Origin of the sequence: Microbacterium sp. YJN-G (assembly GCF_015040615.1) — a bacterium.
GTDB lineage: Bacteria > Actinomycetota > Actinomycetes > Actinomycetales > Microbacteriaceae > Microbacterium.
Genome location: NZ_CP060402.1, coordinates 396,238 through 410,157, shown reverse-complemented (window position 1 = coordinate 410,157; position 13,920 = coordinate 396,238). Strand labels below are relative to the sequence as shown.

The 13,920-nt window shown below is 64.6% G+C and carries 15 protein-coding genes and 1 pseudogene; 13 read left to right on the top strand and 3 right to left on the bottom strand.

Annotation, left to right across the window (positions count from 1 at the left end; all coding sequences use genetic code 11):
- Positions 1 to 4 precede the first annotated feature (4 nt).
- Together H7694_RS01900 and H7694_RS01895 are read right to left on the bottom strand one after the other, a co-directional pair.
- Positions 5 to 2,221 (bottom strand): heavy metal translocating P-type ATPase, encoded by a 2,217-nt coding sequence (locus H7694_RS01900; protein ID WP_413782922.1) that lies wholly within the window; start codon positions 2,219 to 2,221, stop codon positions 5 to 7.
- 71 nt (positions 2,222 to 2,292) lie between these two features.
- Positions 2,293 to 2,550 carry a YHS domain-containing protein gene (locus H7694_RS01895; RefSeq protein ID WP_193597889.1) on the bottom strand — a complete coding sequence of 86 codons (258 nt, stop codon included), beginning with the start codon at positions 2,548 to 2,550 and terminating at the stop codon, positions 2,293 to 2,295.
- A gap of 201 nt (positions 2,551 to 2,751) precedes the next feature.
- Between H7694_RS01895 and H7694_RS01890 the strand changes: the two genes are divergently transcribed.
- The 13 genes and pseudogenes from H7694_RS01890 (at position 2,752) to H7694_RS01830 (ending at position 12,362) form a co-directional block, all read left to right on the top strand.
- Positions 2,752 to 3,201 (top strand): DUF6153 family protein, encoded by a 450-nt coding sequence (locus tag H7694_RS01890; protein WP_147040940.1) that lies wholly within the window; start codon positions 2,752 to 2,754, stop codon positions 3,199 to 3,201.
- A 90-nt stretch (positions 3,202 to 3,291) separates the two neighbouring features.
- Complete coding sequence (locus tag H7694_RS01885) at positions 3,292 to 3,900, top strand: DUF305 domain-containing protein (RefSeq protein WP_147040938.1); 609 nt, start codon at positions 3,292 to 3,294, stop codon at positions 3,898 to 3,900.
- Between the two features lie 195 nt (positions 3,901 to 4,095).
- Positions 4,096 to 4,902 carry a F510_1955 family glycosylhydrolase gene (locus tag H7694_RS01880; protein WP_227468239.1) on the top strand — a complete coding sequence of 269 codons (807 nt, stop codon included), beginning with the start codon at positions 4,096 to 4,098 and terminating at the stop codon, positions 4,900 to 4,902.
- A gap of 152 nt (positions 4,903 to 5,054) precedes the next feature.
- Positions 5,055 to 5,321 carry a hypothetical protein gene (locus H7694_RS01875; protein ID WP_193597888.1) on the top strand — a complete coding sequence of 89 codons (267 nt, stop codon included), beginning with the start codon at positions 5,055 to 5,057 and terminating at the stop codon, positions 5,319 to 5,321.
- A gap of 116 nt (positions 5,322 to 5,437) precedes the next feature.
- On the top strand, positions 5,438 to 5,839 hold the full coding sequence (locus H7694_RS01870; protein ID WP_147040934.1) for a four-helix bundle copper-binding protein: 402 nt from the start codon (positions 5,438 to 5,440) through the stop codon (positions 5,837 to 5,839).
- Positions 5,781 to 6,485, top strand: coding sequence for a DUF305 domain-containing protein (locus tag H7694_RS01865; protein WP_227468238.1), 705 nt, complete (start codon positions 5,781 to 5,783; stop codon positions 6,483 to 6,485). Before H7694_RS01870 ends, H7694_RS01865 begins: the two co-directional genes overlap by 59 nt.
- A gap of 291 nt (positions 6,486 to 6,776) precedes the next feature.
- Positions 6,777 to 7,004 carry a DUF2188 domain-containing protein gene (locus H7694_RS01860; RefSeq protein ID WP_193597887.1) on the top strand — a complete coding sequence of 76 codons (228 nt, stop codon included), beginning with the start codon at positions 6,777 to 6,779 and terminating at the stop codon, positions 7,002 to 7,004.
- A gap of 36 nt (positions 7,005 to 7,040) precedes the next feature.
- Entirely contained in the window at positions 7,041 to 8,000 is a 960-nt protein-coding gene (locus tag H7694_RS01855; protein ID WP_319805265.1) for an ATP-dependent DNA ligase, read from the top strand.
- Positions 8,001 to 8,104: 104 nt separating this feature from the next.
- Entirely contained in the window at positions 8,105 to 8,533 is a 429-nt protein-coding gene (locus tag H7694_RS01850) for a LexA family protein (RefSeq protein WP_193597886.1), read from the top strand.
- A 6-nt stretch (positions 8,534 to 8,539) separates the two neighbouring features.
- Positions 8,540 to 8,794: pseudogene (locus tag H7694_RS01845) on the top strand (DNA polymerase V subunit UmuC); the annotation flags it as partial.
- 223 nt (positions 8,795 to 9,017) lie between these two features.
- Positions 9,018 to 10,073: a tyrosine-type recombinase/integrase gene (locus H7694_RS01840; RefSeq protein ID WP_193597884.1), complete on the top strand. Its 1,056-nt coding sequence runs from the start codon at positions 9,018 to 9,020 to the stop codon at positions 10,071 to 10,073.
- Complete coding sequence (locus tag H7694_RS01835) at positions 10,063 to 10,398, top strand: helix-turn-helix domain-containing protein (protein ID WP_193597883.1); 336 nt, start codon at positions 10,063 to 10,065, stop codon at positions 10,396 to 10,398. The genes H7694_RS01840 and H7694_RS01835 overlap by 11 nt, the downstream gene beginning before the upstream one ends.
- Before the next feature lie 665 nt (positions 10,399 to 11,063).
- Positions 11,064 to 12,362, top strand: coding sequence for a hypothetical protein (locus H7694_RS01830; RefSeq protein ID WP_193597882.1), 1,299 nt, complete (start codon positions 11,064 to 11,066; stop codon positions 12,360 to 12,362).
- 31 nt (positions 12,363 to 12,393) lie between these two features.
- Here the strand turns inward: H7694_RS01830 and H7694_RS01825 are convergent, their stop codons facing one another.
- On the bottom strand, positions 12,394 to 13,908 hold the full coding sequence (locus H7694_RS01825) for a SulP family inorganic anion transporter (RefSeq protein WP_193597881.1): 1,515 nt from the start codon (positions 13,906 to 13,908) through the stop codon (positions 12,394 to 12,396).
- Between the last annotated feature and the right edge of the window lie 12 nt (positions 13,909 to 13,920).

Here is a 13,920-nt window from a genome sequence, read left to right as displayed (position 1 = left end):
GTTGTCATCGATTCAGGATGGCGCGGGTCGTGGTGTCGGGCCGCAGATCGAGCCGGCGCAGCAGTTGCGCGTTCAAGGCGACAACGATCGTGGACAACGACATGAGGATCGCTCCGACCGACATCGGAAGCACGAAGCCGATAGGGGCGAGGATGCCAGCGGCCAGTGGCACGGAGATGAGGTTGTAGCCAGCCGCCCACCACAAGTTCTGCTTCATCTTCCGGTATGACGCCCGCGACAATTCGATCACCGACAGCACAGAGCGAGGGTCGTCGCTGGCGAGAATCACACCGGCTGAGGCGATCGCGACATCCGTGCCGGCACCGATCGCGAGCCCGACGTCAGCCTGCGCGAGGGCGGGGGCGTCGTTGACGCCGTCGCCGACCATCGCAACTTTCCGGTCCTCGCTCTGTAACTCCTGAACCTTCGCGGCCTTGTCCTCGGGGCGCACCCCGGCGAAGACACGATCGATGCCGAGATCCTGGGCGACGGCGTGTGCGACGGCTTCAGCGTCACCGGTGATCATCACGACCTGAACGCCGAGCACATGGAGGGCGTCGACGGCTTCGCGCGATTCGGAGCGCACCTCGTCAGCGAGCTTCAGAGCCCCGAGAACGCGGCCGTCCTGGGTGACGTGGAGGATGATGGCGCCATCTGCACGCCACTGATCGGCGATCGGGAGCTCGTCCGCGCTCTCCTCGGAGAGCAGGTGCGGTCCACCGACCCGAACAGTCGTCCCCTCGACGGTCGCGGTGACACCCACGGCGGGTGACGACCGGAAATCACCGCTGCGCGGGAGCGTGAGCTGCTTGTCGGCGGCCGCGCGGACAATGGCCCTCGCAAGCGGGTGCTCACTGTCGGCCTCGGCAGCTGCAGCCAACGCGAGAGCGCGGTCGGGATCTGCGCCGTCGACGGCGGAGACTTCCGAGACGACAGGCTCACCCTTGGTGAGGGTGCCGGTCTTGTCGAACAGCACCGTGTCGACGGTGCGCATGCTCTCCAGGGCAATACGATCCTTGACGAGCACGCCCCCGCGCGCTGCGCGTTCGGTGGCGATGGAGACCACCAGCGGAATGGCCAGGCCCAACGCGTGCGGGCAAGCGATGACCAGAACCGTGATCGTGCGAATGACCGCAGCGTCGGGGAAGCCGATGAGCGTCCACACGATCGCCGTGATCGCCGCAGCGCCGAGAGCGAACCAGAACAACCACGCGGCAGCAGTGTCGGCCAGACGCTGCGCGCGGGAAGAGGAACTCTGCGCCTCCGTCACCAGACGTTGGATGCCGGCCAGGGTCGTGTCATCGCCGGTCGCGGTGATCTCCACCCGAAGCCCCGAATCGGTGGCAACGGTTCCCGCCGTGACCTGGTCACCGATGCTGCGCTCCACCGTGCGGGACTCGCCCGTGACCATCGACTCGTCCATCGATGCGCGTCCGTCGACGATGCGTCCGTCCGCGGGGACTCTTGCACCGGGCCGCACGATCACGACGTCTCCGACGACGAGCTCGGCCGGTGAGACAGTCACTACTTGATCATCCTCGACGCGTTCCGCCTCATCCGGCAGAAGAGCAGCGAGAGAGTCCAGAGCGGACGTGGTCTGAGCGAGAGAGCGCATCTCGATCCAATGCCCCAACAGCATGATGACGATGAGAAGGGCGAGTTCCCACCAGAAATCGAGCTCATGGTGCAGGATTCGCAGCGTCGCACCCCAGGAGGCGACGAACGCGACCGTGATGGCCAGGCCGATGAGGAGCATCATCCCGGGCTGGCGAGAGCGAAGCTCGCTGACCGCTCCGACGAGGAACGGCTTGCCACCCCAGACATACATGACCGTGCCGAGCACGGGCGACACCCATGACAGACCCGGAACGTCCGGGAGGGTGTAGCCGAGGATCATCGAGAACATGCCCGAGAGCGCGACGGTGGGAACGGCCAGAACGAGCATGATCCAGAACAGCCGACGGAACTGACCGACGTGATCGCCATGCCCCGCATGACCGCCGTATCCATCGTGGTCGCCGTGCCCATCGTGTCCGGACGGCGACCCGTGGCCCTCGTGCGACATCGACTGGCCGTGCTCATGCGGTATGGCACGATGGGCCGTCTGTGACTCGTGCCCTGCCGCGGTCACCGTGGCAGGGTGAGACGGGTTGTGACCATGCGCTGCATGATCGTCAGGCGCGTGTGTGTGCTCCGCGCCGTCGTTGTGCGGGGTGCTCATGGACCTATCCTCCTCCGGTGTGGATGAACCGTGCGGGCCAACTTGTGCGCGGCCTCGCACGAGAGACGCCGTCAGACGGCGGCGGCGTACTTGGCCGGGTCAGCGTCGAACGCGGGCCCGCATCCGGCGCAGCAGAAGTAGTACCGCTTGCCGTCGTAGTCGCGGAACAAGCCCGCGGCTTCCGCATCCGCCTTGACGACGGTGCTGCCCACCATGACGGGGCATTCGGCGTACTCATCGGCCGGTCGGGCGAGAAGATCCTTGCGTCCGTCGGCAGCGACGGCGCCGGGGTTGTGGCTGCAGCAGGATCCTGTGGTGGAGTTGGACATGCGCTGTTCCTCTTTCTCTCGAGTCGGAGTACGGACTGTCGTGCCTCTGTAGCCAAACACTATACCCCTGGGGGGTATTCCGGGTACGAAGAGAAGGGTCTCGCGGCTCGTTTCCTGTTCGCGCGAGCGGGGTCGGTTCGTCACCCGCGGAGGCGCATAGTTCGTGGTGTTAGCATCCTGAGCAGGATGGAGGGTCAACGCATGCATGTCGCGTTTCGCAGCGCACGCTCGCAACTGTCGCTGCGCGCGCTGTTGATGCTGGGTGCGGCCACGCTCATGGTCATCGTCGGGCTGCTGGCAATGCACACCTTCACCGCCGAACCGGCCGGGCACGGCTCACCCGGTCTCGCCCATTCAGCATCCGTGGCTGGTGACGAGCATGCCGCTGATGTGACGGGGAGCACTGACACCGTAGACATCGCGTGTGATGGGCTCTGTCATGTGAGCACCGGCCCGGGGCAGGGACACGATGACATGCTGATGGCGTGCGTGCTCGCGCTGCTCGCCGGTTTTCTCCTGCTACTTCCTCCGATGTTGATCCACGGTCGCGGACTGCTCCTTCACCGCGTGATGAGCCTGATGCGCTGGGATGCGACCGGTGTTCTTCCGCGGGCTCCTTCGCTCACATTCCTTTCGATCAGTCGCACCTGAGTAGTCGCCGCCGGCCCGAACGGTCGGTTTCGTGGCGCCGCCTGGCGCCGTTACTTGCGACCCCTCATGCGACTTATCGAAGGAACAATCATGAACAAGAAGATCCCCCTCGCGGTCAGCACCGGTGTATTGACACTCGCTCTGGCGCTCAGCGGCTGCGCGGACAACAGCACCGCACCGTCCAGCGAGACCACCTCTCCGTCTCAGTCGTCATCGGCATCGATGGCGACTGAGGCGGATGAGATGTTCGTCACGATGATGATCCCGCATCACCAGCAGGCCATCGATATGGCCGACATTCTGCTTGCCAAGGACGGGGCCGACCCCCGCGTGGTCGAACTTGCCGAGCAGATCAAAGCGGCGCAGGGCCCCGAGATCGACAAGATGCTCGGATGGCTCGAAGCCTGGGGCGTGGACTACGACCCGGACTCCATGGGCGGTATGGACCATGGGTCAATAGGCGGTGACGACAGCATGATGTCCGAGGAGGACATGACCCTGCTGGAGGATGCAGACGCCGCCGAGGCCAGCCGTCTGTTCCTCGAGCAGATGATCGTGCACCACGAAGGTGCTGTCGATATGGCGCAGACTGCGCTTGACGATGCGCAGAACCCGGACGTTCTCGACCTCGCGCAGCAGGTGATCGACGATCAGACCGCAGAGATCGCCGCTATGCAGGAACTCCTGGGACAACTCTAGGACGACTCGGGCGGGCCGAGACCGATCGGCCCGCCCGAACCTGTGGCCCCTCCACCACATCTACATCGACCCGCCACACAGCGACATCCATGACATGTCGGTGCGCCCTCGCCGTGCGCGCCGTGAAACCAGGCCGTCCCGCGGCCGCCACCGGAAGCCCTCATGAAACGCTCATTTCTTCTCGCCACTGCCACTGTGACCGCCCTCGCGATCTTCGCCACCGGATGCACCGCAACACCGCTCGGCAACCCCGATTCGGCACCCCGCATCGACCACATCCACGGCATCGCCGAAGACCCCCGCGGCGATGACCTGTTCGTCGCCACGCACAACGGAATCTTCACCCTCGCCCCCGACGGGACGATCTCCGGCCCGATCGGCGGACATAACTTCGACGCCATGGGATTCACCGTCTCAGAAGACGCACTGTTCGCGTCCGGGCACCCCGGGGAAAACACCCCGGCTGAGCTGGGAGCCCCGAACCTCGGCATCATCCGCAGCGACGACTACGGGAACTCCTGGTCTCCGATCGCGCTCAACGGCACCACCGACTTCCACGTCCTGACCGCAGGACCAGACGGCGTCCTCTACGGCGTCCCTTCCAGTCAAGTGACCCTGCTCACCAGCACCGACGAGGGCAACACATGGACAGAACGTGCCCCCCTCGGTGCTGCTGACCTCGCCGCCACAGAGTCCGGCGTGTACGCCGCAGCCGAAGAAGGCGTCCTCGTCAGCACCGACGGCGGCAATACCTTCACGCCCGTCGACGCAGCCCCCGTTCTCTACGCATTGGAGGCCCGCACGGACGGCGCCCTTCTCGGTGCAGGTACCGACGGCGTCCTGTGGTCACAAGACGACGGCGGCGCCTGGCAGAAGCTGGAATCACTGCAAGGCGTCGTGCAAGCCCTCGCCGTCATCGACGAGCGCATCATCCTCGTCGACGACCGCGGCATCGTCGAGATCACCACGGACGGCGCGACCGTCCTCAGCCCCGCCCAGTAACGGCGGATACCCACAACGCTCCATACTCAAGGACTTCTCATGGATGAACCCAAGAACCCTCTGCGGAATCTCACGTTCTTCATCACCGCCGCGACGATCGCCGTTGCCCTCCTCTCCACCGCCAGCTTCCTCACCATTGGAGCGATCTTCCGATGACCCGCACCGGAACCCACCCGCTCGATCCTGTGCGAACGCATCGACGGCTCGTTCGCCTCGGGTACGTACTCCTGGCCTTGGGGCCGGCCCTTGCCCTGGCGCACCTGGTGAGCGACACACAGTCGACCGATGCTGCCTGGTGGACCTACACGGTCGCCAGCTACGACGTCGCGCTGATCATGGTCATAGGTGCCGTGGCGCTGATCCTGCGAACGTCTCCTCACCCGGTTGCGGGAACGAATCACCGAGACACCGGCCCGTGAGCTGATGCGCACATGACCGATGGCTACCATGCCCTCCCGGGGTATTCAACGGGGTCCCGGAGACAACGCGGCGGTCGTAGTTTGGGAGCCTCCAAAACCGACGAGAGGATTCGATCATGACTGTCGCGGCAGAAATGCTCCGCACCTATCCGAAGGACCTCGGCCAGGTGGACCAGAAGGCGCTCGTGGACTGTATCGAGGCGTGCCTCGAATGCGCCCAATCGTGCACGGCCTGCGCCGATGCGTGTCTGAGCGAGGAGATGGTCGCAGAACTCACGAAGTGCATCCGCACGAACCTGGACTGCGCTGACCTCTGCGACACCACCGCGCGCGTCCTGTCCCGGCATACCGGCTACGACGCCAACCTCACCCGGGCTGCCCTGGAAGCGTGCCGCACCGCGTGTGCGAGTTGCGCCGATGAGTGCGAGAAGCACACGATGCACGAACACTGCACCGTGTGTGCAGCCGCTTGCCGGCGATGCGAAGACGCGTGCGCCACACTCCTCGCAGCCCTCTGAATCGGCGCGCACGTCCACCGCGCGACGCACGAACAATCCAGATGCACAGGTGAATCACATGCATGCACACGACGGAAGCGAACGACAAGCAGAGGACAAGAAGCGCGGATCGCTGAAAATGTACCTGCGATTCGCAGCAATGATCCTCACCGGCATGGTCGTGATGTACTGGACGATGTTCGCCGGAGTGTGGGAATGGGACCACATCCGCTTCAGCGAAAGCCGCGTATTCATGGCACTCACCATGGGCGGCGCCATGGGACTCGTCATGCTCGCCTGGATGCTGAACATGTACAAGAACACCAAGGCAAACATCGCCGTCGTCATTATCAGCGTGCTCCTGCTCGGAGGCGGCGTCGCCCTCGACCGCAGCCAGATCACCGTCGATGACACCGCGTACATGCGCGCGATGATCCCTCACCACTCCCTGGCGATCACTCGATCCGAACGAGCGCAGATTCAGGACATTCGTGTCTGCGAGCTCGCCGTCGAGATCAGCGAAGCGCAACGCCGAGAGATCCTCGAAATGGACTGGCTCATCGACGACATCGAACGCAACGGACTCGCCCCGACACCCCAGGACGCACAGAACCGGCCCGTCCCCGACTTCAACCGGGCCGCCGACCGTGACTGTTCTCCCGAATGACGATCTCTGACGTGACCCGTAGATCTGCCACAACTTAGTTGCCGAGGAGAGTTGAAAACCCCTGCCGAAACGGAGTTCCGGAGAACCATTACGGCAGCATACTGACGCTCGAAACCCGGATCCGCCGCTAACGATCGTTTACGGCAGATTGATCGGACGGGCAGACTGGCCAAGTGATCCTGCCCTTTGCCGAGTAGTCCCCGATAACGGCGCGCGCGCCACTCGGCAAGGGGCTGTTGGCGTAGGTGCACAGTTGTGAAGATGGGGTCTCAATGACCGATCGGAGGCAACATGCCAGCTGGAGACGTTGAGACCTTCCACCAGGACGGCGCGTGGCACAACCGTGTGACCGGCGCTGCATCGAACGAAGGTGGCGCGCATCGCACGAAGGAAGAGGCGGTCGACGCCGGTCGCGCCCTCGCTCGAAGCCGCAAGGTTGAGCACATCGTCAAGAACGAGGACGGGCAGATTGCCGAGCGCAACAGCTACGGCAATGATCCTCGCGACGTGAAGGGCTGATATGCCCTGCCGGCCGAGCTGCGGCCACCCCTGGGGGTGGCGTTAGCTCGGCCGGCGACGTCACTACCTGCGGCCGACTCACTCCCCGGCGGCGCCCGGTATGAACCGAAGTGGGACGGGTTCCGTATGCTGCTCGTCGTCGATGACGACACGGTAACCCTCTGGTCGAGGCAAGGGAAGAACCTCACCCGCGGTTTCCCCGAACTGGTAGCTGCGGCGGCGCAGCTACCAGCCGGTGTCGTCCTGGACGGCGAGGCCGTCGTGTGGATCGACGGCCGTCTCGATTTCGATGCGCTGCTGCGCCGCACAAGCGCTGGGGCGGCGAGAGCGGCCACACTGGCTCGGCTGGAACCGGCGTCGTATGTCGCTTTCGACGTCCTCGCGATCGCGGATCGCGACGCCCGGGATCTGGCGTTGGATGATCGGCGGATGCTGCTTGAAGAGTTAGCGACGGACTGGTCGCCGCCGCTGAACCTCTCCCCCGTGACGGCGGATGCCGTCGAGGCCGCCCAGTGGTTCGAGGCGCTGACACCTTCCGGCATTGAAGGGCTCGTCGTGAAGGGCGCAGCGCAGCCCTATAGGGGTGGCGATCGCGTCTGGGTGAAGGTGAAGCATCGTGACACTCTGGACGTGATCTGCGGCGCGGTCATCGGATCACGCGACCGCCCTCGAGAACTGGTCCTCGGCCTGCCTATCGATGGCGAGCTGCGGATCGTCGGCCGCTCTACATCGCTTTCGGCTGCGGCATCAGGGACGCTCGGCAAGCTGCTGGAGGCTCCGACGGGTACGCACCCGTGGCCGGCGTCCGTGAAGCCTGTCGCGGTCGACCGGTTCAGTCGGGCCCGCGGGGAATCGGTGCAGCTCACGCTTGTACAGCCGCTCGTGGTCGAGATATCCGCCGACACCGCCATGACCGGCAACTCGTTTCGTCACGCCGTCCGATACCTGCGCGCGCGGCCCGAAGTGCCGGTCGCTGAGGTCACGAACGTGAGGTAGCGACGCGCCCGACTCCCTGCCCACTCATCAGGTAAATCTTCGAAGCTAGAACAGAACGCGCATACTGGAGTATCGGTTGTATGTTCATTGCTTGGGAGGCGGGGATGCTGGCGACTCTGCCACGTCTGATCGATGCGGACACGGTGGCGACCATCATGGCCGCGCCGGTCGCGGTCGCGTGTGGGTTCCCCTCTCCCGCGCAGGACTACTACGACGGCCCGATAGACCTCACGAACATGCTCGTCGACGATCAGGCGGCGACGTTCATCGTCCGCGCGTCCGGGCATTCCATGACCGGTGCCGGCATCAGCGATGGGGATGAGCTGCTGGTCGACCGGTCAAAGCTCCCGCAGCACGGCGACGTTATCGTGGCCGTCCTTGACGGGGAACTGACCGTCAAGCGCTTGGAACTCACGCCGGCCGGCGTGGTCCTGCGGGCGGAAAACGCGCAGCACCCGGACATCGTTGTGCCCGAGCTGAGCGACCTCCAGGTGTGGGGTGTCGCGACGTACTGCATCCACCATCTGCGGTGATCTGGCATGCTCGCGCACGTCGACGTCAACTCGGCCTATGCGTCCTTCGAGCGGGTCTTTGACCCGTCTCTGGAGGGCCGGCCGCTCGTCGTCTTGAGCAACAACGACGGCATGGTGGTCGCAGCCTCCAAGGAGGCCAAAGCCCTGGGCCTGGATCTCGGCAAACCGTGGTTTGAGCTGCGCCCGCACGCACAGCGACTCAATGTCGCAGCCGTCTCGTCGAGCTATGAGCTGTACGGCGATATGAGCCGGCGCGTGATGAACCGTCGCAAGTTGCAGTGAATGCAACTGTCTACGCTTGCAATCGAGGCTTATTGGTCGCACCCGATGCCGAGCACCTCCGACCATAACAGCGTGATCTCGCGGATGTTGGGATCAGAGTTGACAGGGTGATGCACTGTCTCGTACTTTGTTGCATCTAATGCAAGATTTTGGGGTCTCTCCTACCGCGCTTCGGCTGATCACTTCGACGTCGAACGTCGCGTTGGCGAACCCGGAGCAGCAGGTCTTCGACGCGATGATCGAAGGCTGGCGGAAGCAGCAGCTGTCCCGAGGCCTGCGTGAGCAGACCATCCGGAATCGGGTGGCCACCGTGGTGAGGTTCCGCGACTTTGTGGACAAACCGCCGTGGAAGTGGAGCGTCGCGGATGTCGACGAGTTCACCGCTGAGTCCGGCGGGCGTACTCGGACGCTCTCGACGATGCGCGCCAATCATGGTGCGATCCGTGGGTTCTGCGATTACCTCACGAGCCCGCTGTACGACTGGATGGAGATCTGCGATCGGGAGTTCGGAGAGTTCCCGTCGCAGGTGTGCCTGCCATGGAACACGGTCGCCCACCGGTTTGAGTTCGAAGGCGACGGGAAGCGTCGTCCGTTCACTTATGACGAGGTCGAGCGCCTGTTCGACACAGCCGATGCCCGTGTCGAGCTGCTGGTCAATTCCGGACGGAAGGGCGCGCTCGGAGCCCTGAGGGACGCGCAACTGCTGAAGACCGTGTATGCGTTCGGGCTGCGCCGCACCGAGGCGGTCATGCTCGACACCGTCGATCTGCATCACAACGCCAAGATGCGCCAATGGGGGCGCTACGGCGCGATCCACGTGCGATGGGCGAAGGCGGCGGGAGGCGGTGCGCCTCGTCGTCGCACGGTACTGCTGGTGCCGGAGTTCGACTGGTGGGTGCCAGGCATGCAGCGGTGGCTCGAGCAGGCGAGGGAGCGTTTTGCCCCGAGTGCCGACCTCGACGCGCTCTGGGTGACCGAGCGGCGCACGCGCCTGTCCGCCGGGTACCTCGACCGGAGGTTCGCAGAGCTGCGCGACGAGGCTGGCCTGTCGAAGGATCTAACGCTGCATAGCCTCCGGCATTCGTACGTCACGCACCTCCTGGAGTTCGGCTACGCGGAGCGGTTCGTCCAGGAGCAGGTGGGACACATGCACGCGTCGACGACTTCCATCTACGCCTCCGTCAGTTCGGACTATAAGAACCGGGTGCTCGCGGAGGCGTTGAAGGCCCTGATCGAAGGAGAAGCTGATGGTCGTTGAGCTCGAGACCGGTTGGAACCTGCGCAGCGTGATGGCATCGCGCGGGATCTTCCAGACATCGAAGCTGAAACCGCTACTCGAGGAGCGCGGCATCGACCTGTCACGGGAGCAGGTGTATCGGCTGGTGACGCAGCCGCCACAGCGCGTCCGCCTCGATGTCCTCGCAGCGCTCTGCGATGCGCTGGAGTGCACGCTCGACGATCTCGTGGCGATCACCCGCCGGGAGGCCGGGATCCCGGTCGCCGTGGGCGAGGAAGCGACGCGCGGATCTATCGGCGATCTCCGGCCGGTCCGGGCCGCCATCCGCCGGCCGCGTACGAAGTAGCCGTGGCGGCGAAGCCTCCGCAGGAGCCGAGGGTCGCGGAGATCGTCGCTCTCGTCCGTCCCCTCATTCCTGAGATCTCACCCGAGCAACTGGCCGAGATCGTGCATTCGGTCGCGCCGGTGCCCCTCACGCAGCGGCTTCTCGAACTCGCATTGCTGAAGCAACCCGGGGTGTTGGAGGGCCGGCACCGGAACGTGCCAGTAACCGTCCAAGACCTGGCCCACGCACTCGTCGCAGAGGGCGCGAGTCGGGTGGTGCTGCCGACGTGCGAGTCATGTGGGCGAGCAGTCCGGATGCCGCATAAGGCCCCGAACGGCGGGAGGCATTGCTCGCGCTGCGAGCGGAACGCCAGATCGGTCGCCTGCGCGACCTGTGGACGGGTCAGGCCAGTGCAGCGCACCATCGACGGGAAGCGATACTGCCGCGAATGTTGGCGAGCTGATCGTCGATCGTTCGGCCTCTGCTCCCGGTGCGGTCAGCACGCAACTATCGTCGTCCGCCGTCCAGAGCTTGTCTGCCTGAACTGCTACACCGCACCGATAAAGACCTGCGGGCTCTGCGGCGAACCGGGACGTGTCGCTTCCCATCTCGACGGGCGGCGAGTATGCGCTCGTTGCTACTACGCGATGCGCACCCCGCAACCCTGCCCTGAGTGCGGACGCAAGGTGTTTCTCACCGGATTCATGAACGGGCAGAAGGTCTGCGCCGATTGCGCCGGCTCGCCGATCACGATGGCATGCCCCAGCTGCGGATCAATCGAAGAAGTGCGTAAGCATCGCCTCTGCGCTGAGTGTCGACGACCGATCACCATCCAGCGGCTCCTCTGCGATGACACAGGCAGTGTCCGTCCCGAACTCCAGCCGCTCGCGGATTACCTCCTCACACATCACGGCAAGGCGAATTCTCTCGAACGGTGGCAGCACAAGCGCAAATGCGCCGCTGTGCTCCGTGAACTCGCAGAAGGAACCCTGCCTCTCACCGCGGACGCGATCATCACGAGAGCCCGGTCTGGCCAGTCGGTCGCCTTCCTTCTTTCACTGCTGGTCCGCTCCAACGTGCTACCAGAACTCGACGTCGAGACCGTGCGTTTCGATCACTGGCTTGACGAATGGTTGGCGAGCATCGAAGCTGCCGACGATCGGCTAATCCTGCGTCGATACTGCACCTGGGAGCTTCTCCGGTCCACCAGAGCGTTCCGGGCCGTGTCTCAGGGCCCCTCAAGCCCCGCGGCCGGCTTCCAGAGACAGCGAGCAGCACTCAAGCATTGCGCCGCGCTCCTGCACGAGATCCGATCGCAGCACGAGACACTGGCCACCTTCTCGCAGCGCGGACTCGACGCATTTCTCACGGGCTCACCGAGCCAGCGCGACGCTCTCGCCCCGTTCACACGCTGGCTGCGACGGCACCGGCTCAGCACACTCCACGTCGAGTTCCGCACGAGCCACCTCGAGGGCCGGCACTACGAATCCGACCATCGGTGGCAGATGGCTCGAAGGTTCCTCTCGGACCTCGACATGGATCCCAAGACGCGTGCCGCTGGGTTGCTCGTGCTCCTCTACGGCGTCCACCTCACTCGCATCGTCGCGCTCACCCGTGAGCAGGTCGACGTGACATCACGACCGGTGAAGCTCACCGTCGGAGCCGAGCCAATCGAACTGCCCGAGGTCCTCGGGAATGCGATCGCCGAGCTCGCTGACACATCGAGACACCGACCCGAGGGATGGCTCTTTCCCGGCAGGAATCCGGGGTTGCATCTCACGCCAGGCCCACTCAGCCGACGTCTGCGCCAGCAGGGGCTGCGTTCAGGAAGCGCTCGAACGACCGCGCTGATCGAACTGACCCGGCAGATGCACCCACGAATCGTCTCCGATCTCCTCGGCATCACAGCAGCGTCAGCAGCTGCCTGGTCGCGCCTTGCCAGTGGCGACTGGACGGACTATCCAAAACTCCGTGCAGAACCCTGACTAAACCGCGACCGCCATTGCCTACTGCAGGTCAGTGACCGTTCCCGAGCCCGCCGGTGAGTCGGGCGTGGAACGCGTTTGTGTAGTCGTTCATTCCGACGAACTCGACGGTCTTGCCGTGATGCTCGTACTTCGTCTCGATCGCATCGAGCGCCGCGACGGTCGACGCATCCCAGACGTGCGACCTCGAGAGGTCGATGACCACCCGTTCGGGGTCGGCTACGTATTCGAAGAGCGTGGTCAGGTCGTTGCTGGAGGCGAACAACAGCTGCCCCTCGACGGTGTAGTGCGCGACCTGAGCGCCGTCGCGTTCGGTGACCTCGCGGGTGACGTCGACGAGGTGCGCGACTCGGCGCACGAACATGATCGCCGCGACGAAGACACCGATGATCACGCCGACCGCAAGGTTGTGGGTCGCGACGACCACGGCGACGGTGATGACCATGACGGCGGTCTCGCTCTTCGGCATCCGCTTCAGCGTGGAGGGTTTGATGGAGTGCCAGTCGAAAGTGCCGACCGAGACCATGATCATCACCGCGACCAGTGCGGCCATCGGGATGATCGCCACGACGTCGCCGAGCACGACGATCAGGATCAGCAGGAATACCCCAGCCAGAAAGGTCGAGATGCGGGTGCGCGCACCGGACGCCTTCACATTGATCATGGTCTGGCCGATCATCGCGCATCCGCCCATGCCGCCGAACAGACCCGAGGCGATGTTCGCCACGCCCTGCCCCCAGGACTCTCGGGTCTTGTTCGAATGAGTGTCTGTGACATCGTCGACGAGTTTCGCGGTCATGAGGGATTCCATGAGGCCGACGAGTGCCATGGCCAAGGCGTAGGGAGCGATGATCGTGAGCGTCTCCCACGTGAGCGGCACGTTCGGGATGAACAGCTCAGGCAGGCTGCGGGGCAGCTCGCCCTGGTCGCCGACGGTCGGCACGTTGATCGCGAAGACCACCACGGCCGCGGTGACGATGATGATCGACACGAGCGGTGCGGGGATCACCTTGGTGATCTTCGGCATGAACACCATGATCAGCAAGCCCACGGCGACGAGCGGGTAAACCATCCACGGCACATCGATGAGCTGCGGCAGCTGCGCGGTGAAGATCAGGATCGCTAGGGCGTTCACGAAGCCGACCATGACGCTGCGCGGGATGAACCGCATCAGCTTCGCGACGCCGAGAACCGCGAGCACGATCTGCAGCACTCCCGCGAGCAGCACCGTCGCGATGAAGTAGTCCATCCCGTACTCGCGCGCCACGGGCGCGATGACGAGCGCGATCGCACCGGTTGCCGCCGTGATCATGGCGGGGCGTCCGCCGACGAACGCGATCGTCACCGCCATGATGAACGACGAGAACAGTCCGACCTTCGGGTCCACGCCTGCGATGATCGAGAACGAGATCGCCTCAGGGATGAGCGCCAGCGCGACGACGAGGCCGGCTAGGACCTCGCGTGTGAGGATCCGGGGGCTCTTCAGTGCAGTCAGCACCGAGGGCTCGGGTCGGTACCGCGTCTTGTCGTCGGTCATGGTCATCATGAGGCAGGCCTC